The organism is Allobosea sp. TBD101 (assembly GCF_059817965.1).
Genome location: NZ_CM187543.1, coordinates 2156279 through 2174132, shown reverse-complemented (window position 1 = coordinate 2174132; position 17854 = coordinate 2156279). Strand labels below are relative to the sequence as shown.

Sequence of the window (17854 nt, the reverse complement as noted above, 5' to 3'; positions counted from 1 at the left end):
GTGTAGCAAAGGCCCCGCCCCCTGTCCACCCATCTGTGACAGTTTTTTCAAACGCGGCGGAAAAGGCCCCGCCGCGCTGTGGATTATCAGGCCGTGCGGCGGTTCAGCAGATGATAAAGGATGATCGCGCCGAAGGTCGCTGTGCCGATTCCGCCGAGCTCGAAGCCGAAGATCGGCAGCTTCAGGTCGCCGGCACCGAGAATCAGCGCGGTCGCGACCGTGATCAGATTCTTCGGCTCGGAGAAATCGACCTTGTTCTCGACCCAGATCCGGCCGGCTGTCGCGGCGATGAGGCCGAAGACCACGACCGCGAGGCCACCCAGCACCGCGACGGGGATCGTGCCGATCACCGCGCCGAACTTGGGCGAGAAGCCGAGCACGAGCGCGATGATGCCGGCTGCGACGAAGACCAGCGTCGAATAGACCCGCGTCACCGCCATCACGCCCATGTTCTCGGCATAGGTCGTGACACCCGTGCCGCCGCCCGAGCCGGCGATCATGGTGCCGAGACCGTCGGCGATGAAGCCGCGACCGATCAGATGGTCGAAATTGCGGCCGGTCATCACCGCGATTCCCTTGATGTGGCCGAGATTCTCCGCGACCAGGATGATCGCGACCGGCACGATCAGCGTCATCGCCTTCATGTCGAAGACGGGAGCCACGAATTTCGGCATGCCGAACCAGGCGGCGGCGCCGATCTTGGCGAAATCGATCGTCGGCGCGCCGAAGCTCGACGCGGTCACAGCATAAAGAATGTAAGCGGCAAGCCCGCCGATCAGCACCGGCAGGCGCTGCGGCAGCCCGCGCCCATAGACGGCGATCAGCGCCACCGCCACGACCGTGAACAGCGCGATCCACTTGGTGTAGGCACTGGCCGAGATCATGCCGATCGCGACGGCGGTCAGGTTGAGGCCGATCGCGGCCACCACGGCGCCCGTGACGACCGGCGGCAGCAGCTTCTCGATCCAGGTCGTACCAACGCCCTGCACGATCAGGCCGATGAGGGCATAGACCGCGCCGCAGGCGATGATGCCGCCAAGCGCGACACCGATATTCGCGTTGGGGCCGGAGCCGGCATAGCCGGTTGCCGCGATGACGACGCCGATGAAGGCGAAGGAGGAGCCGAGATAGCTCGGCAGTTGCCCGCGCGTGACCACGAAGAACAGAAGCGTCGCGATGCCCGAGAAGAAGATCGCGACATTGGGGTCGAAGCCCATCAGCACCGGGGCCAGCACCGTTGCGCCGAACATGGCGACGACATGCTGCAGGCCGGCCACGACCGTCTGGCCGGTCGGCAGTCGCTCGTCCGGCATCACGACGCCGGAAGTCTTCAAGGTCCAGTTCGGAAAATAGCCCATCGGCATCGCGCTCCCCAGGGTCGCCGGGGGAGCGACCGCACCGGAAGCGCAGATGAAAGCAAAAACCGAGCCGGCGCCAGATCGCGCCGGCGTCATCCACCGGAATCAAAGAGGAGCGTGCTGTACGCGGCCAACGCTGTCATACCGTGCGCGCTGCGGCGCGTAGCGCCGCTGCGCAGACACGGGACCGTTCTCAGGAAAAGGCGCCCTTATGGAGGCCGCGAGGAAGGGAGCCCTACTCCTCACGCGGTCCCGTGTCTGCGCCGCAGCGTTTCACGCTGCAGCGCGCACGGGATGACACCCTTGCTCCAAGGGCGCTTCCGTGAGCGACGACGCTCGTTACTTACTCCGCCGCCTGCGCGTGCAGGCGCCCGCCGCGTGCGATCAGCTTGTTCAGCGCAGCGAGATAGGCCTTGGTCGAGGCGACCAGCGTGTCCGGATCGGCTCCGCGGCCGGTCACCGACGACCCGTCGCGCGAGAGGCGCACCGTCACCTCGGCCTGCGCATCAGTGCCCTCGGTCACGGCATGCACGTCGTAGAGCTCCAGCGTCACCTCATGCGGCACGATCGTCTTGATCGCGTTGAAGATCGCATCGATCGGGCCGTTGCCCTCGACCTCCTCGGTGACGTGACGACCCTCCACATCCAGCTTCATAGTCGCGCGCTGCGGGCCGCGCGTGCCGGCGATCACCGTCAGCGATTCCAGCTTGATGCGGTCATGGGCGGTCGCGATGTTCTCGTCGACCAGTGCCTCGATATCCTCGTCGTAGACATGCTTCTTGCGGTCTGCCAGGGCCTTGAACCGGGTGAAGGCGTCTTCCAGCTGGTTGTCGCCCAGCTCGTAGCCCATCTCCTTCAGCTTCGAGCGGAAAGCAGCGCGGCCGGAATGCTTGCCCATCACCAGCGAGGTCTTGGTCACGCCGACCGATTCCGGCGTCATGATCTCGTAGGTGGTGTTGTTCTTCAGCATGCCGTCCTGGTGGATGCCGCTCTCATGCGCGAAGGCGTTCCGGCCGACGATCGCCTTGTTGTACTGCACCGGGAACGAGCAGGCGCTCGATACCGCCTTGGAGATGCGCATCAACTGCGTCGCGTCGATGCCGGTATCGTAGGGCATCACGTCGCCGCGCACGCGCAGCGCCATCACGATCTCCTCCAACGCGGCATTGCCGGCGCGCTCGCCGATGCCGTTGACCGTGCACTCGATCTGCCGGACACCGCCCTCGATCGCCGCCAGCGAATTGGCGACGGCCAGGCCCAGGTCGTTATGGCAATGCGCCGAGAAGATCGCCTTGTCGGCATTCGGCACGCGCTCGCGCACCGCCCTGAACATGGCGCGGTATTCGTCCGGCGTGGCGTAGCCCACGGTGTCGGGCAGGTTGATCGTGGTCGCCCCGGCCCTGATCGCCGCCTCGACCGTGCGGCAGAGATAGTCGATCGGGGTGCGGGTCGCGTCCATCGCCGACCACTCGACATCCTCGACCAGGTTGCGCGCCTGCGTCACCGTCGCGGTGATGATCTCCAGCACCTGCTCCTGCGTCTTGCGCATCTGGTGCTCCAGATGGATCGGCGAGGTCGAGACGAAGGTGTGGATGCGCGGCTTCACCGCATGGCGCACCGCCTCGCCGGCGCGGGCGATGTCGGCGCTGATGGCGCGAGCCAAGCCGGCGACAGTCGCACGCTTCAGGCGGCGGGCGATCTCCGATACCGCCTCGAAATCACCCTCCGACGCGATCGGGAAGCCGGCCTCGATGATATCGACGCCCATCGCGTCGAGCGCCTCGGCGATCTCCAGCTTCTCCTCGAAGGTCATGGTGGCGCCGGGGCACTGCTCACCGTCGCGCAAGGTGGTGTCAAAGATCAGGACGCGGTCTTTTGCGGAGCCGGTCTGGGTCGGGTTGGTCATGGTTCTGCTTCCGGGTGTCGGCGCGCCGCGGAATTTTTAGGAAAGCGGGCGCTAAGGTTTTCTGTCGGCGGTTCTCGTCACTCCCCTGAGCGCCCAGGCAGCATGCCCGGCCGGCCCTCAGGGGCAGCTAAGGAGAAGAAGGCCAAGAAGCGAGAACGGAGCGCGGGCGCGCATGCCGACGACCTGCGCAGCGGCGCAGTCCTTCGTCAGGTCATGGCGGGCAGTCGAAACCACGGGCGTTCCTCAATTCGACGGGACAGGATGTAACCGAAGCAAGGGGCAAAGCGCAAGCATATGTCGCATGCGGTTATCCGGATCGCGACGAGCTTGCCTCGCGCCCTATGATAGAGCGACGCTGATTCGGCCGGCTCCGGCGCCGGATCGATGATTCGGGATTCGTATTCGTCATGATGCGCTACCAGAGGCGCGAGATCGCACTCGCCGCCTGCTTCTCGGCACTCGCCGGCTATGTCGACGCACTCGGCTTCATCACGCTCGGCGGCTATTTCGTCTCCTTCATGACGGGCAACACGACGCGGCTCGGTATCGAGCTTGCGGGCGGTCAGGCAGGCGGAGCTGCGCTCGCCGGCGGCATCATCGCCCTCTTCGTCTGCGGGGTCGTGCTCGGCTCCCTCGTCGGCCATGCCACCGGCAAGCAGCGCGCCCCGACCGTGCTCGGCGTGGTCACGCTGCTGCTCGCGCTGGCCGCGCTGCTGGAAACGATCGGCGAGACGCTTCCGGCGGTCGGCCTGCTCGCGGTCGCGATGGGCACGGAGAATGCCGTCTTCCAGCGCGACGGCGAGGTCACGATCGGCCTGACCTACATGACCGGCACGCTGGTCAAGATGGGGCAGCGGATCGCCGCCGCCATGCTCGGCGGGCCCAAGCGCGCCTTCCTGCGCCATTTCCTGCTCTGGCTCGGCTTGATGGGTGGTGCCTTCCTCGGCGCGGCGGTGCATGGCTGGATCGGCCTCACGGCTATCTGGCTCGCCGCCGCGGCGGCAGCCACGATGACGGTCGCAGCGACCTTCTTCCTGCGCAACGGTTGAACCGCAGGTCGCTGGCGCGGCTTGCGAGAATCGGCAATGGTCAGTGGCTCGATCACACCGGAGAGACCGATGCGCGCGCTGCCCCTCCTCGCCTTCATGGGCTTCGCTCTCGCCGCCTGCCAGAGCGCTGGACCGCCCCCTGCCCCAGCGCCGGAGCAGGCAGCGCCGGGCGTGACGCCCAGCACTTTCCGCATGCCGGCTGGCACCGGCTGTTCCGGAGAGGTGGAGCGCTTCCAGGCGGTGATCGACAACGACCTCGCCACCGGCCACACGACGAAGGGCGTTCATGACCGGGTCAGCAGCGAGATTTCCCGCGCGCGGTCGAGTTGCTCCGCCGGCAACGATACCGGAGCCGTCAGCCAGATTCGCGCGACCAAGGCCAGATTCGGCTATCCGGGCTGAGACCGGGCTCCAATGCTCTAGATCGCCGGACCGGCGCGCTCCGCCCGGGCATGGCCGGCGGCAACGGCCTCGCTCACCGACGCGGCGAAGCGCACCCGCGGCCGCTTGATGCCGTGGATCAGGAGCGTGCGGCGCACCGCCCGCGTCGCCCCGGCGATAAAGACAGCCACGCCTTGCCGGTTGGCCTTGCGCACGAAGCCTTCGAGCGTCGCAGCGCCGGTCGAATCGAGCAGGGAAACCGCCGAGAGATCGACGACATAGGTCTTGGGCGCCACGCCGACCCGGTCGAGCGCCGCGCCCACCGCCGCGGCCGCCCCGAAGAAGAAGGCCCCCGAGATCCGCACCACCACGACATCGGGATCCATCGCCGGCACGGCATCGTAAGGCTTGCGCCCGTTGCCGTTGACCGTATCCGCCCTGTCCTCTTCCATCATCGGCATGCCGGTCTCGATCGCCACCGACTGCGCCATGCGGTGCAGGAAGAGCAGCGCGCTGACGACGAAGCCGGCGACGATACCCGTGCTCAGATCGACGAAGATCACCAGCAGGAACGTCACCAGCAGCACGACGGCATCGCCGCGCGAGGCGCGGATCAACGTCGCGAACTCATGCTTCTCGGCCATGTTCCAGGCGACGACGGCGAGCACGCCTGCAAGCGCAGCCAGCGGGATGTAGGAGGCGAGCGGCGCCGCCGCCAGCATGAAGAACAGCAGGAAGGTCGCGTGCAGCATGCCTGAGATCGGTCCGCGCGCGCCGGAGCGCACATTGGTGGCCGTCCGCGCGATGTTGCCGGTGACGCAGAAGCCGCCGAACAGCGGCGAGGCCATGTTGGCGAGCCCCTGCGCCACCAGCTCGCCATTGGAGCGGTGCCGCCGGCCCGTCATCGAATCCGCGACGACCGCCGAGAGCAGGCTCTCGATGCAGCCGAGCAACGTGAAGGAGAGTGCGTTCGGCAACACGGCCCCGAACTTCTCCCAGGAGATCGCCGGCAACCGCGGCAGCGGCAGCACCTGCGGGATGCCGCCGAAGCGCGTCCCGATCGTCTCGACCGGCGCGCCCAGAACGGCGACGCCCACGGCGGCGATCGCGACCGCGATGATGAAGGCCGGCCAGTGCGGGCGAAGACGGCGCAGCAGCAGGATAAGGCCGATGGTGACGGCGGTAACGGCGATCGCGGCAGGGCTCGCGCTCGGCCAGGCTCCGGCGAGCGCCTCCAGTTTCGGCAGCAGCGGCCCTGGCTCGTTGGCCAGCGTCAGCCCCAGCAGGTCCTTGATCTGGCTCGCGAAGATGATGACGGCGATGCCTGCGGTGAAGCCGACCGTGACCGGATAAGGGATATATTTGATGAAGGTACCGAGGCCGAGCAGGCCGACCGCCGCCAGCATCAGGCCCGAAAGGAACGTGGCGAGCAGCAGTCCATCGACGCCGTGCTGGGCCACGCAGGCCGCAACCAGCACGATGAAGGCGCCGGCTGGCCCGCCGATCTGGAAGCGGCTTCCGCCCAGTGCCGAGACGATGAAGCCGCCGATGATCGAGGTGTAGAGCCCCCGGTCGGGCGTCACGCCCGAGGCAATCGCGATCGCCATGGAAAGCGGCAGGGCGACGATCGCGACCGTCAGCCCGGAGATGGCATCGGCCTTGAAGCTCGCGAGGCCATAGCCCTCGCGGAGGACGGTCAGCAACTTGGGAGTGTAGAGCTCGATGAAGCTGGGCTTGCTGCTCGTGGCCGCCATGACGTCCTCCGCTGCCCGAAACTATCGGGCAACGGAAAGAACGTCCATGATATGTGAAATCAGGCCGCCAGCCCGCGCTTTTCCAGCAACGCATCCGGCGTCGGCAGCCGCCCGCGGAACAGCGTATAGGCCTCTGCCGCATCGCGGGTGTCGCCGGCCGAATAGATGTAGCGCTTCAGCTTCTCCGCCACCGCGGGCGAGAACACGTCGCCGGTCTCGGTGAAGGCGTTGAAGGCGTCCGCATCCATCACCTCGGACCAGAGATAGCTGTAATAGCCGGCCGAATAGCCGTCGCCCGAGAAGACATGGGTGAAATGCAGCGTCCGGTGCCGCATGGTGATCTCTGAGGGCATGCCGAGGCGCTGAAGCTCCGCGGCCTCGAAGGCCAGCGGATCGACCTCGACTGGGCCCTCCAGCGAGTGGAAGGCGAGGTCGACCAGCGCCGAGGAGGTGTATTCCACCGTGGCAAAACCCTGGTTGAACGTTTGCGCCTTTTCGATCTTCTCGATCAGCGCCTCGGGGATCGGCTCACCCGTCTCCGCATGGCGGCAGTATTCGCGCATCACCTCGCGCGTCAGGAACCAGTGCTCGTAGAGCTGCGAGGGCAGTTCGACGAAGTCGCGCGCGACCGACGTGCCGGCCAGCGAGCCATAGGTCACGTCCGAGAGCAGCCCGTGCAGCGCGTGGCCGAACTCGTGGAACAGCGTGCGCGCATCGTCGAGCGAGAGCAACGCGGACTTGCCCTCGGCCGGCTTGGCGAAATTGCAGACATTGACGATGATCGGCCGGGTCTCGCCGTCGAGCTTGCGCTGGCCGCGGAAGGCGCTCATCCAGGCGCCGGAACGCTTCGAGGCGCGGGCGAAATAGTCGCCGACGAACAGGCCGATATGGCGACCGCTCGCGGTCTCCGTCACCTCGAAGATGCGCACGTCCGGGTGATAGCCCTGAAGCTCCGGACGCTCCGCGAAAGAGAGCCCGAACAGCTTGCCGGCGACGTCGAAAGCGGCCTGCCGGACGCGGTCGAGCTGGAGATATTGCTTCAGCACGGCCTCATCGAGCGCATAGGTCTTCTGCCGGACCTTCTCGGCATAGTGGCGCCAGTCCCAGGGGCGGATCGGGCCGTTCTCGCCCTCGTCCTGCGCCAGCGCCGCGAGATCGGCTGCCTCGCGCGCCGCGCGCGCCTTGGCCGGCTTCCAGACCAGCTCCAAGAGCCCTCGTACATGCTCCGGCGTCTTCGCCATGGCGTCGTCGAGCTTGAAATGCGCGAAGGTCGGATAACCCAATAGCTTCGCCTTCTCGGCCCTCAGCTTCACCATCTCGGCGACGATAGCGCGATTGTCGCTTTCACCGCCGTTCTCGCCGCGCTTGCTCCAGGCGATGAAGGCCTCCTCGCGCAGGTCGCGACGCGTCGAGAAGGTCAGGAAAGGCTCGATGATCGAGCGCGACAGCGTCACCGCATGCTGGCCGGGCTTGCCGCGATCGGCCGCGGCGCGCGCCATCGCCGCCTTCACGAAATCAGGCAGGCCGGCCAGACCCGCATCGTCCTCGATGAACAGCGCATAGGAGGATTCGTCCTTCAGCACGTTCTGGCTGAACTGCGTGCCGAGCCCGGCGAGGCGCTCGTTGATCGCGGCGAGGCGCTTCTTGTCCTCGGCGTTCAGCTTCGCGCCCGAGCGGATGAAGCCCTTGTAGCTGCGCTCCAGCAGGCGCGCCTGCTCGGGGTTCAGGCCCAGCGTATCGCGCCTGGCATTGACCGCATCGACGCGGGCGAACAGCCCCTCGTCCATCATGATCGCCGACCAGTGCCGCGAGGTGATCGGCGACATCTCGCGCTCGATGGCCTGCAAGGCCTCGTTCGTGTCGGCGCCGGTCAGGTTGTAGAACACGCCGCCGACGCGGCTGAGCGCCCGCCCTGCCCGCTCCAGCGCCTCGATCGTGTTGGCGAAATCGGGTACGGCCTTGCCGGCCACGATTGCCGCGATCTCATCCTTGTGCTTGGCCAGCGCTGCGTCGAAGGCCGGCCGGATATGCTCAGGCTTGATCGCCGCGAAGGGCGGCAGACGGAACGGCGTCTCCCAACGCGTCGCGAACGGGTTCTCCGCCGGCAACGGCAGAGCCTCGGGATAAGCGGTCATATTATCGGCCTTTCAACACTGCGGCGTCAGTCAAAACAAACACGGGTCATCCCGGGCGCAGCAAAGCGAAGACCCGGGATCCATTCCGGAACGGTTCAGGAATGGATCCCGGATCGGCGCCGCTGACGCGGCTTGTCCGGGATGACCGCGAGGGTCAGGATCGGTCCGCCTCGAAGATATGTGCGAGATAGCGGCGCATGAAGGGCGGCATGTCGTGCTTTTCGGTATCAGTGAGATCGCGCACGATGACGATGTCGGACAGCTCCTCCTCTTCGAGATGCTTCATCCGCTCCAGCATCAGCGCGCGCGCCTCATCCGCCGGCAAATCGATGCGGACCTCGCGCATGAAGGCGATACGGCCCTGCTCGATCAGCACCGTCCAGCCCTCGCCCACCGTCAGGTCCTCGACGCGCAGGCCCGTCTCTTCACCGAGCTCGCGCGTGACGCTGCCGGCGAGGTCGAGCGTGCCGTCGGGCCGGGCATCGTCGCGGTCGGGCGTGCCCGCGGCGAAATAGACCTTGCCGGCATTGGCGGTGTGGTCGCCCATCTTGCCGCACAGGAACGCGCCGTCATTGGCCCGAAGCGCCGCCATGGCGAAGCCGTTGCGGATGACCGGGCCGGGATGGCCGACATCGCGCCAGGTCAGGAAGGCAGCATAGTCCACCTCGAAATACCCGGCCTCGAACACGCCGCCGCGGATCGCCGCACGATGCTGCAGCATGACGCGGCCGTTGAACATCGCGGGTTTGTCCGCGCTGATCTTGGCCCAATGCGCCGCGATCATCTCGGCGTTCTCACGCGCGAAGGCCCAGTCATAAGGCTCGACCAGCGCATCGACCCGCGACAGTCTGACGATCGAGCCATTTTCGACGCCATCGCTCACAGCAGCACGCCCTCGCTGACCACGACGGCCGAACCGCCGATCCGCGCCGAGACCAACGAGCCGTCCCGGACGCTCAGTTCCAGCGTGATCTGCGACGGCCGTCCCATCTCGTAACCCTGCTCGATGACGAGGCGGTGGTCGCCGTCCTCCGGCTTGTCATAGGCCATGATCGCGCCGGCAAAGGCCGCGACCGCCGAGCCCGTTGCCGGGTCCTCGACGACCCCGGCGCCCGGCCAGAACATCCGGGCATGGTAGTGATGCCCGACCTCGGCGGTCTCGCGGCAATAGACGAAGGCATTGCCGTTCGGCGTCGCCGCCATCACCCGCTCGAAGGCCGCTGTGACCTTCGCCCTGGCGACCGCCTCGCGGCTCGCGACCGGCACGGTGGTGTAGGCGACGCCGGCGGAGAAGCCGCTCGGCCGATGCGCGTCGAAGCCGAGATCGGCAAGGTCGAGCCCAAGCGCTTCCGCCAGTTGCGCATCGGCGACCGGCTGCTCCAGAGGCTCCGGCAGACGCGGCAAGGTGAAGGTGGCGTGGCCGGCATGGCTGCCCTTGATCGAGACCGCGCAGGAAACCGGCCCGACCTTCTCCTCCAGCACCAGCATGTCGGCAGACTTGCCCTCGGCCTCGTCCGTCAGCGCGAGCCAGACCGCCGTACCGACAGTCGGATGGCCGGCGAAGGGCAGTTCGCCTGTTGGGGTGAAGATGCGGACGGAGGCGCGGTGCCCGGGTGTCTCCGGCAGCGCGATGAAGACCGTCTCGGACAGGTTGAACTCCCGGGCGATCGCCTGCATCGCCTCGGTATCGAGCCCGTCCGACTGGAGCACGACTGCCAGCGGGTTGCCGGCATGACGGCGCGTGGTGAAGACGTCGAGCGTGACGAAGCGGCGTTTCATCGATGCGTCCTTGAGGTCAGCCTTCAGGAATGTCGAGATCAATGGCGAGCGGGCAATGGTCGGAGGCCTTGGGCCGGTCCCAGCCGACGCGCGGATAGCGGTTCGCGCAAGTCGCGAGCGCCGCCATCGAGCGGTCCGGCTCGCGCGGATCGAGCGGCACGCGATAAGGCAGGCCGCGCCGGATCATCTGCATGGCCGGCTTCGGATTGGCCGCCGCGAGCGCCGGCGAGAGCAGGATGTGGTCGAGCGGCATGTGGCTGTCGATCAGCCGCTCCTGACTGTCGGACCAGTAGCGCCGGAAATGCGTCCAGCGCTCATGCACGGGCAGCGTGGCCATGGGATCGACGGCAAAACCGTCGAGCAGGGGCTCGATGCCGCTGACGCCCTCGTCGACCACTTCCGCGCGGGGCCCGAGCCCGTAGCGATAGCCGTTGAGATCGCCGAGCACGATCCAGTTGGTCTCGCGCCAGCCGCCGCCAAAGCGCTGCTGGACCAGCCAGCGCACGGCCCGCGCCTCGGCGCGGCGCACCGGCAGCGTCGCGGTGCGCCCATCCTCGCGGCCGTTGTTCATCGACTTGAAATGGCAGCCGAACAGGCTGAGCCGCCGCCCCGCGAAGCTCAGTTCCACCTCCAGGCAGTCGCGGGCGAAAACCTTGGCATGCGGGCCGATGCCCAGCATGGCGAGCTCACGGTCATGCACGCCGGCCTCGGCAAATGTCAGGTCCTTGTGTGAGCGCACCGTGACCTGTCCCGGCCCGAACAGGTCGCGCCGCGCGGCGAAGCCGATATCGATACTCCGCCGATCATTGCCGTCGATCAGCGTGAAATGGCCGTAGCGGTGGTCAGCGATGCGGTGGACGTAGTTGGCGAAGAAGGCCTGCAGGCTCGCGAGCGAATCGACCTCCTGCAACATCCAGAGATCCACCTGCGCCTCGGCGATGGCGAGCGCCGTCATCTGGCGCTTGTCGTCCTCCAGCGCCACCGCGAGCGAGCGTTCCACCGCGTCACGCTCGTCGGCGCGCGGGAAATGGAACAGCGACATCGCGGCGGCCGTCTCCGTGCGTCCGCCCGGCTCGAAGCGGTGCCGCGTCAGCAGGTTCTCGACGTTGAAAGTGCCGACGCGCAGCTTCATCGTCGGGCGCTCAGATCGCTTCCGGCGCGAAGACCTGCGAAGGCGTGACGAACTCGTCCTGCGCCGCCACCGTCAGGATCTCGCGCGAACCCGCCTCCTTGGTGCGCTTCAGCAGGCCGTAGACCGAGGATGCAGCCTTCGAAAGCGCGGCCGCCGCCGATTCCTCGCGCAGGTAATGGGTGAAGAACAACGCTCCGATCGCGTCGCCCGCGCCGTTGACGCTGACGTCGAGTTTCGGTGTGCGCACGCGCCAGCTGCCCTTGGCATCCGCCGCCATCAGGTCGATCGAGTCGCCGGGCGTTTCCTCGGTCACGAGCGAGGTCACCATCACCACCTGCGGCCCGGCATCGCGCAGGGCCTCGACGGCGCGATGCGCATCGGCGAGGGCCTTGATCTCGATATCGGTCAGCAGCTCGAGTTCGAACTGGTTGGGCGTCACGATATCGGCGGCCGGCACCGCCTGCTCGCGCATGAACTCCGGAATGCCCGGCCGCACGAAGACGCCGCGCCCGACATCGCCGATCACCGGATCGCAGCAATAGAGCGCCTTGGGATTGGCGGCGCGCACCCGCTCCACCGCCGAGAGGATGGCATGGCCGATATCGGCCGAGCCCATATAGCCGGAGAGCACGCCGTCGCAGCTGCCGAGCACGCCACGTTCGGCAATGCCGTCCATCACCTCGTCGATCATGCCGCCATCGAAGACGCGGCCCTTCCAGTTGCCGTAGCCCGTATGGTTCGAGAACTGCACCGTATGGATCGGCCAGACATCGACCCCCAGCCGCTGCATCGGAAAGGTCGCGGAGGCGTTGCCCACATGGCCATAGGCGACATGGGACTGGATCGAGAGAATATTCATGGTCCGAAGCGATACCCCGTTCGCGGTGGGACCGCGAACCTAACGGCTCTCACGCGGGGCGCAAATCGAAAGCGGTGAAGAAACCGATCGCTCGCGCAGAGCGGTCATTCCCGCGGCGCGACATGCGCCATCGTCGTGGTCAGGACATAGCGCAGGCCCTCGGGCCGATAGTCGAGTTCAACCTCGCCCTGGAATTTCTGCGCCATGACGCGCTCGACCAGGCGCGAGCCGAAGCCCTGCCGCCGCGGCTTGACGACAGCAGGGCCGCCGCTCTCGATCCATTCGAACCGGAAGGCGTCCTCGCTCTGCGGCCGGCCGACGGCCCACCGGATGGCGACCTCACCGGCCTCGACCGAGAGCGCACCGTATTTCACGGCGTTGGTCGCCAGTTCGTTGGCGGCCAGCGCCATTGTCATAGCCAGATCGGCCGGCAGTTGCAGCGGCGGCCCCTCGACATGGATCGTGCCGATATCGGAACGATGCGGCGCCAGAGCCCCGTCGATCACGGCGCGGATCGGCGCGCTGCTCCAGCTCGACCGGGTCAGGATGCTGTGCGCCTCGCCCAGCGTCGCGATGCGATCGCTGAGGATGGACTGCGCCTCTTCCAGCGTCTCGGCCGAGCGGAAGGTCTGGCTGGCGATCGCGGCGATCATCGCCAGCGTGTTCTTCATGCGATGGGCGAGTTCGGCGTTGAGCAGGCGGCCGTTGCGCTCCGCCTCCTTCTTGCCTGTCGTTTCCATCACCGTATCGATCATGCCGAGAACCCGGCCGTTCTCGTCCCGGATCGGGCTGTAGCAGAAGGTGAACCAGACCTCTTCCGGATGGCCGTAGCGATCGATGGTGAGCGGAAAATCCTCGATGAAGGTCGCCTCGCCGGCCAGCGCCTTGTGCACAAGCGGGCCGATATCGTCCCAGACCTCCGCCCACACATCACGAAACGAATGGCCGAGCGCACAGGGCTTGTCGCCGAGGATCGCGCGAAAGGCATCGTTATGGATCGTGATCAGGTCCGCGCCCCAGACGATGCATTTGGGAAAGCGCGAATTGACCATCATGCCGACGGCGATCTTCAACGCGACAGGCCAGCCGGCGATCGGCCCCAGCGACGTCGCGCTCCAGTCATGATCGCGGATGGCAGCGGCCATGTCGCCGCCGCCATCCAGAAAGGCGTTTTCGCCGCTCACGTGATTCCCCCAGCGCGAATCCGCGCAACATGCACGGAACGCAGAACGGGCGCGACGTCAAAAGACAGGCGCCGCGTTCGCGCCCACAATCAGGAGCCTGAGGCGGCTTTCTTGGCGAAGCCGTCGATGAAGGTCTTCGTCAGGTCAACATTCGAGTTGGTCAGTTCGGGATCGAGCAGCTTGAGCGAGTCGTACATGCTCTTCATCGCGTCAGGCGTCGCGATGCCGGTGCGCGAATAGCTCTCCTGCGAGTTCTTGACCGCGCGGATATAGAGCGCCTTGTCGCCGAGCAGGTACTCTTCCGGCACCAGCGCCGCGACATCGTCGGGCTTCGCCGTCTCCAGCCATTTCAGCGACTTCATCAGGGCATTGACCAGCTTCTGGGTCGTGACCGGGTTCTTCTCGGCGAAGTCGTTCTTGAGATAGAGCACGGCCGCCGGGTTCGAGCCGCCGAACAGGCCCTTGGTGCCGGCTTCGGTGCGAGTGTCGATCAGCGAGACGATGTCGCCATCGGCCTCCAGCTTCGAGGTGACGGGGTCGAGATGCGAGATCACATCGACCTGCTTCTGCTTGATCGCCGCGACCGCGCTGGCACCGGCGCCGACACCGATGATCGGAGCGTCCGTCGCCTTCAGCCCGGCCTTGACCATGGCATATTGCGCGGTCAGCGCCGTCGAGGAGCCCGGCGCCGTGACGCCGATCTTGAGGCCCTTGAAATCGGCGGCAGACTTCACCTTGTCGGCGAGGTCCTTGCGCACGGCGATGGTGATCGCCGGGAAGCGCCCGAGCTCGATCACGGCCCGGATATCCTGGCCCTTCGCCTGCATGCGGATGGTATGCTCATAGGCACCCGTCACGACATCGACCGAACCGCCGACGAGAGCCTGCAGCGACTTGGCGCCGCCGCCGAAATCGTTGATCTCGACGTCCAGCCCCTGCTCCTTGAAGTAACCCTTCTTCTCCGCGACCGTGAGCGGGAGATAGTACAGAAGCTGCTTGCCGCCGACGCCGAGCGTGAGCTTCGGCTTCTCGGCATTCTGGGCGAGCGCGGCGTGCGGCGCGGCGCCGAGCGCGGTCGAAAGAGCGAGCGCAGCCAGTGCGGCGCGGCGGGTGAAGATCATGGCGAAACCTCCGGTTGAATGAAAAAAGCGCTTCTGCGGGGCGCATGTCGGGTAACGATAGGCGAGTTCTGCTGACCCCGGCAACTCGCCTTACGTCGCCGTCGTCGAGCTTTGCCCCGGCCGCCAGACCAGCAGCCGCTTCTCGACCACCGTCACCAGCGAGTCGATGGCGATGACGAAGATCGCGAGGATCAACATGCCCGCAAAAACGCCGGTGACGTCGAACACGCTCTCGGCCTCGTGAATCTTGTAGCCGAGCCCGGCCGAGGAACCGAGATATTCGCCAACCACGGCACCGACCAGGGCGAAGCCTACCGAAGTGTGCAGCGAGGAGAACATCCAGGTCAGGGCAGACGGCCAGTAGACATGCTTGAAGAGCTGGCGCTCGTTCATGCCGAGCATGCGGGCATTGGCCAGGATCGTCGGCGAGACCTCGCGCACGCCCTGATAGACGTTGAAGAACACGATGAAGAAGACGAGCGTGAAGCCGAGCGCCACCTTCGACCAGATGCCGAGTCCGAACCAGAGCGCGAAGATCGGCGCCAGCACGACGCGGGGCAGGGCGTTCGCCGCCTTGATATAGGGGTCGAACACCGCGGAAAGCAGCTCCCGCCGCGCGAAGGCGAAGCCGAACAGGATGCCGGCCAGCGAACCGATCACGAAGGCCAGCACCGTCTCGGTCAGGGTGATGCCGAGATGGTAGTAGATGTCCCCGCTGGTGAGCTGCTTGAAGGTGCGCGTCAGCACCGCTGATGGCGTCGAGAAGAAGAACTGCATCGTCTTGACGTCGCCGAACAGGCTCGTTGTCGTCACGACATGCCAGATCGCGAGGAAGACCAGCATCACGAGGATCTGGAGCGAGAGCAGCTTCATCCGCTTCATGACGCATCTCCCCCGACGAGCTCGCGCCCCTCGCCCATCGCATAGGCTTTCTGCACCTCGACCCGCAGCGAGGCCCAGATATCGCGATGGATCTCGTGGAAGGCTTTTTCCAGCCGGATATCGGCGATGTCGCGCGGACGCGGCAGGTCGACCTTGTAATCGGCGACGATCCCCGCCGCCGGCCCGGCCGACATCACCACCACCCGGTCGGAGAGCGCGATCGCCTCCTCAAGGTCATGGGTCACGAACATCAGCGCCTTGCGGTCGCGCGACCAGAGATCGAGCAGGAGATTGCCCATGATCTGCCTGGTCTGTGCGTCGAGCGGCCCGAAGGGCTCGTCCATCAGCAGGATCTCGGGATTGCGGATCAGCATCTGCGCCAGGCTGACGCGCTTGCGCTGCCCGCCCGAGAGCATGTGCGGATAACGGTCGACGAAGGTGCGCAAACCCACGCGGCCGAGCCATTCGCGCGCCCGTTGATCGGCCTCGCGTTCGGGAACGCCCATCGGCTCCAGCGCGACCTTGACGTTCTCCAGCGCCGTCTTCCACGGCATCAGCGCATCCTGCTGGAAGAGATAGCCGGCGCGCCGGTTCAGCCCGGAGAGCGGCTTGTCGAAGATGCCGACCGTGCCGGCCGAGGGCGCGAGCAGTCCCGCCGCCGCATTCAGCAGCGTGGACTTGCCGCAGCCGGTCGGCCCGACGATCGAGACGAACTCGCCGGGATGGACCTTCAGATCGATGCCCTTGACCGCCTGATAGCGGCCGCCATCGGCGAGATGAAAGGTGATGTCGATGCCGCCGAGCGCCACCGCCGGATCATCAGACGAAACCGCCCTCGTGCCCGCATGCGCCTGCGGGCGATCTTGCAACTCCATGAAATCCGTTTCCCCCTCGGGCTCAAGGCTTGGCGCCCGGCCGTCAGCTTTTTTTTCGCGTTGCCGGAATTAATAGGCGATCATCCGGGGAAGGCAACGCCTCGCCCTGCGGCGGCCCGCCGCTTGCATCGTTCCAGCGACACGGCCATATGGCGTGACCGACCCGACCCCGCTGGAGCCGAGCCGAACGCCATGGCCGAACTAGAGCAAGCCATGAAGGCGCTCGTCAACTTCATGCAGACCCATCAGCAATGGGCGATCCCGATCGTCTTCGCGGTGGCCTTCGCCGAATGCGTAGCGGTACTATCCTGGCTTATACCTGCCACGATGTTCTTCACCACCTTCGGCGCGGTTGCCGGCGCCTCGGGCCTCAATCTCGTGCCGTTGGCACTGGCGGCCTCGTTCGGCGCCGGCAGCGGCTTCTGGGTGTCGTACATCGCCGGCATCTATCTCGGACCACGCGTCCATGATCACTGGCCTTTCACCAAGAACCCGCAATTGCTTGATCGCGGTCATGCCTTCTTCGAGAAATGGGGCATCGCCAGCATCCTGATCGGCCATTTCTTCGGGCCGCTGCGGGCCGTCATCGCCATCGTCGCCGGCCTCGTCGCGATGCCCGCCTGGCAGTTCCAGCTCGCCAACTGGCTGGCTTCCTTCGCCTGGGGGTTTGGCCTGCTCTACGGCGTCGGGCGCCTCAGCGAGATCCTTGCGCGCTGACCGGCCTCGAAACCTGACTGCCCGGTGAACGCGGCATTCGGGGGTCGTTCAAGCCGATAGTCGTTTCTTCACGTCGTCGCATCGCGGCGCGCCACAACGGCGAGCACGGCGCGACACGCTGAAAGGCCTCGTGCCGCCAGCGTCGTCCGGCGGAGGGACCCGGCCCCCGACGGATGCGACGTTTCCGGGCCGACCCGCGAGGTCCCAGTCATGACGATATCTCGTTTCCTCATCCCCCTCGTCGCGCTTGCCGCCATGGGCGGCCAGGCCTTCGCCCAGACGGCGACGCAGGCGCCCGCTCCGGCCAAGCCGACCGCGCCCGTCACGGCGCCTGCCGCCCCGGCAGCGCAGGCCGCTCCCGCCGCGAAGCCCGCCCCCCCCGCCGTTGCGACGCCCGCCGCGACCCAGGCCAAGAAGATCAACATCAACACCGCGACCGCAGCCGAGCTCGACACGCTCAAGGGCATCGGCGAGGCCCGTTCCAAGAAGATCATCGAGGAGCGCGGCAAGGCGAAGTTCAAGGATTTCGCCGATCTCGTGAAACGCGGCACCCTGCCGTCCAATGTCGAGGCCGACATCAAGGACAAGATCACCTTCTGATCCGCAGGCCCCATGCAAAAAGCCTCCGGCGCCCGGCGCCGGAGGCTTCGTCATGTCAGGTCTCTCGAGACAGCTGCGTCAGGCGAGACCGAGGATCACCGCCAGCATCATCGCCAGCGACA

At 66.5% G+C, this 17854-nt stretch carries 16 protein-coding genes; 4 read left to right on the top strand and 12 right to left on the bottom strand.

Annotated elements, in window-relative coordinates; translation table 11 throughout:
• Window positions 1-86: 86 nt before the first annotated feature.
• Both AC6RIC_RS10425 and AC6RIC_RS10420 read right to left on the bottom strand, forming a co-directional pair.
• Window positions 87-1364 (bottom strand): solute carrier family 23 protein, encoded by a 1278-nt coding sequence (locus tag AC6RIC_RS10425; RefSeq protein WP_499736113.1) that lies wholly within the window; start codon window positions 1362-1364, stop codon window positions 87-89.
• Window positions 1365-1701: 337 nt separating this feature from the next.
• On the bottom strand, window positions 1702-3264 hold the full coding sequence (locus AC6RIC_RS10420) for a 2-isopropylmalate synthase (RefSeq protein WP_499736112.1): 1563 nt from the start codon (window positions 3262-3264) through the stop codon (window positions 1702-1704).
• Window positions 3265-3671: 407 nt separating this feature from the next.
• Here AC6RIC_RS10420 and AC6RIC_RS10415 point away from each other — a divergent pair, with 407 nt between their 5' ends.
• Window positions 3672-4313 carry a YoaK family protein gene (locus AC6RIC_RS10415; RefSeq protein WP_499736111.1) on the top strand — a complete coding sequence of 214 codons (642 nt, stop codon included), beginning with the start codon at window positions 3672-3674 and terminating at the stop codon, window positions 4311-4313.
• Window positions 4314-4382: 69 nt separating this feature from the next.
• Window positions 4383-4715 (top strand): hypothetical protein, encoded by a 333-nt coding sequence (locus AC6RIC_RS10410; RefSeq protein ID WP_454656271.1) that lies wholly within the window; start codon window positions 4383-4385, stop codon window positions 4713-4715.
• Between the two features lie 17 nt (window positions 4716-4732).
• Here AC6RIC_RS10410 and AC6RIC_RS10405 read toward each other — a convergent pair whose 3' ends face one another.
• From AC6RIC_RS10405 to AC6RIC_RS10360, 10 genes are all read right to left on the bottom strand, one after another.
• Complete coding sequence (locus tag AC6RIC_RS10405) at window positions 4733-6448, bottom strand: SulP family inorganic anion transporter (RefSeq protein ID WP_499736110.1); 1716 nt, start codon at window positions 6446-6448, stop codon at window positions 4733-4735.
• A gap of 59 nt (window positions 6449-6507) precedes the next feature.
• Window positions 6508-8583, bottom strand: a complete 2076-nt coding sequence (locus AC6RIC_RS10400; protein ID WP_499736109.1) for a M3 family metallopeptidase — start codon at window positions 8581-8583, stop codon at window positions 6508-6510.
• Window positions 8584-8737: 154 nt separating this feature from the next.
• Entirely contained in the window at window positions 8738-9466 is a 729-nt protein-coding gene (locus tag AC6RIC_RS10395; protein ID WP_499736108.1) for an NUDIX hydrolase, read from the bottom strand.
• Entirely contained in the window at window positions 9463-10362 is a 900-nt protein-coding gene (locus AC6RIC_RS10390) for a PhzF family phenazine biosynthesis protein (RefSeq protein ID WP_454656267.1), read from the bottom strand. Before AC6RIC_RS10390 ends, AC6RIC_RS10395 begins: the two co-directional genes overlap by 4 nt.
• A gap of 16 nt (window positions 10363-10378) precedes the next feature.
• A complete protein-coding gene (locus AC6RIC_RS10385; RefSeq protein WP_499736107.1) occupies window positions 10379-11494 on the bottom strand; it encodes an endonuclease/exonuclease/phosphatase family protein in 1116 nt (371 codons plus the stop codon).
• 10 nt (window positions 11495-11504) lie between these two features.
• The gene (gene pdxY / locus AC6RIC_RS10380; protein ID WP_499736106.1) at window positions 11505-12353 is read right to left on the bottom strand and encodes a pyridoxal kinase PdxY; all 849 of its coding nucleotides are present in this window, start codon (window positions 12351-12353) and stop codon (window positions 11505-11507) included.
• A 104-nt stretch (window positions 12354-12457) separates the two neighbouring features.
• The gene (locus AC6RIC_RS10375; RefSeq protein ID WP_499736105.1) at window positions 12458-13537 is read right to left on the bottom strand and encodes a sensor histidine kinase; all 1080 of its coding nucleotides are present in this window, start codon (window positions 13535-13537) and stop codon (window positions 12458-12460) included.
• Window positions 13538-13626: 89 nt separating this feature from the next.
• Window positions 13627-14658, bottom strand: coding sequence for an ABC transporter substrate-binding protein (locus AC6RIC_RS10370; RefSeq protein ID WP_499736104.1), 1032 nt, complete (start codon window positions 14656-14658; stop codon window positions 13627-13629).
• A 90-nt stretch (window positions 14659-14748) separates the two neighbouring features.
• Window positions 14749-15540 carry an ABC transporter permease gene (locus AC6RIC_RS10365; RefSeq protein WP_499736103.1) on the bottom strand — a complete coding sequence of 264 codons (792 nt, stop codon included), beginning with the start codon at window positions 15538-15540 and terminating at the stop codon, window positions 14749-14751.
• On the bottom strand, window positions 15537-16415 hold the full coding sequence (locus tag AC6RIC_RS10360; protein ID WP_499736102.1) for an ABC transporter ATP-binding protein: 879 nt from the start codon (window positions 16413-16415) through the stop codon (window positions 15537-15539). Before AC6RIC_RS10360 ends, AC6RIC_RS10365 begins: the two co-directional genes overlap by 4 nt.
• Window positions 16416-16628: 213 nt before the next feature.
• Between AC6RIC_RS10360 and AC6RIC_RS10355 the strand changes: the two genes are divergently transcribed.
• Window positions 16629-17132, top strand: coding sequence for a DedA family protein (locus tag AC6RIC_RS10355; protein ID WP_454656260.1), 504 nt, complete (start codon window positions 16629-16631; stop codon window positions 17130-17132).
• 210 nt (window positions 17133-17342) lie between these two features.
• Entirely contained in the window at window positions 17343-17732 is a 390-nt protein-coding gene (locus tag AC6RIC_RS10350; RefSeq protein WP_499736101.1) for a ComEA family DNA-binding protein, read from the top strand.
• Window positions 17733-17854: the final 122 nt, after the last annotated feature.

Bases quoted from the DNA above. Each gene is read 5' to 3' on its own strand.
- AC6RIC_RS10425 (WP_499736113.1), bottom strand. From the start codon at position 1,364: ATGCCGATGGGCTATTTTCCGAACTGGACCTTGAAGACTTCCGGCGTC.
- AC6RIC_RS10420 (WP_499736112.1), bottom strand. From the start codon at position 3,264: ATGACCAACCCGACCCAGACCGGCTCCGCAAAAGACCGCGTCCTGATC.
- AC6RIC_RS10415 (WP_499736111.1), top strand. From the start codon at position 3,672: ATGATGCGCTACCAGAGGCGCGAGATCGCACTCGCCGCCTGCTTCTCG.
- AC6RIC_RS10410 (WP_454656271.1), top strand. From the start codon at position 4,383: ATGCGCGCGCTGCCCCTCCTCGCCTTCATGGGCTTCGCTCTCGCCGCC.
- AC6RIC_RS10405 (WP_499736110.1), bottom strand. From the start codon at position 6,448: ATGGCGGCCACGAGCAGCAAGCCCAGCTTCATCGAGCTCTACACTCCC.
- AC6RIC_RS10400 (WP_499736109.1), bottom strand. From the start codon at position 8,583: ATGACCGCTTATCCCGAGGCTCTGCCGTTGCCGGCGGAGAACCCGTTC.
- AC6RIC_RS10390 (WP_454656267.1), bottom strand. From the start codon at position 10,362: ATGAAACGCCGCTTCGTCACGCTCGACGTCTTCACCACGCGCCGTCAT.
- AC6RIC_RS10385 (WP_499736107.1), bottom strand. From the start codon at position 11,494: ATGAAGCTGCGCGTCGGCACTTTCAACGTCGAGAACCTGCTGACGCGG.
- pdxY (WP_499736106.1), bottom strand. From the start codon at position 12,353: ATGAATATTCTCTCGATCCAGTCCCATGTCGCCTATGGCCATGTGGGC.
- AC6RIC_RS10370 (WP_499736104.1), bottom strand. From the start codon at position 14,658: ATGATCTTCACCCGCCGCGCCGCACTGGCTGCGCTCGCTCTTTCGACC.
- AC6RIC_RS10365 (WP_499736103.1), bottom strand. From the start codon at position 15,540: ATGAAGCGGATGAAGCTGCTCTCGCTCCAGATCCTCGTGATGCTGGTC.
- AC6RIC_RS10360 (WP_499736102.1), bottom strand. From the start codon at position 16,415: ATGGAGTTGCAAGATCGCCCGCAGGCGCATGCGGGCACGAGGGCGGTT.
- AC6RIC_RS10355 (WP_454656260.1), top strand. From the start codon at position 16,629: ATGAAGGCGCTCGTCAACTTCATGCAGACCCATCAGCAATGGGCGATC.
- AC6RIC_RS10350 (WP_499736101.1), top strand. From the start codon at position 17,343: ATGACGATATCTCGTTTCCTCATCCCCCTCGTCGCGCTTGCCGCCATG.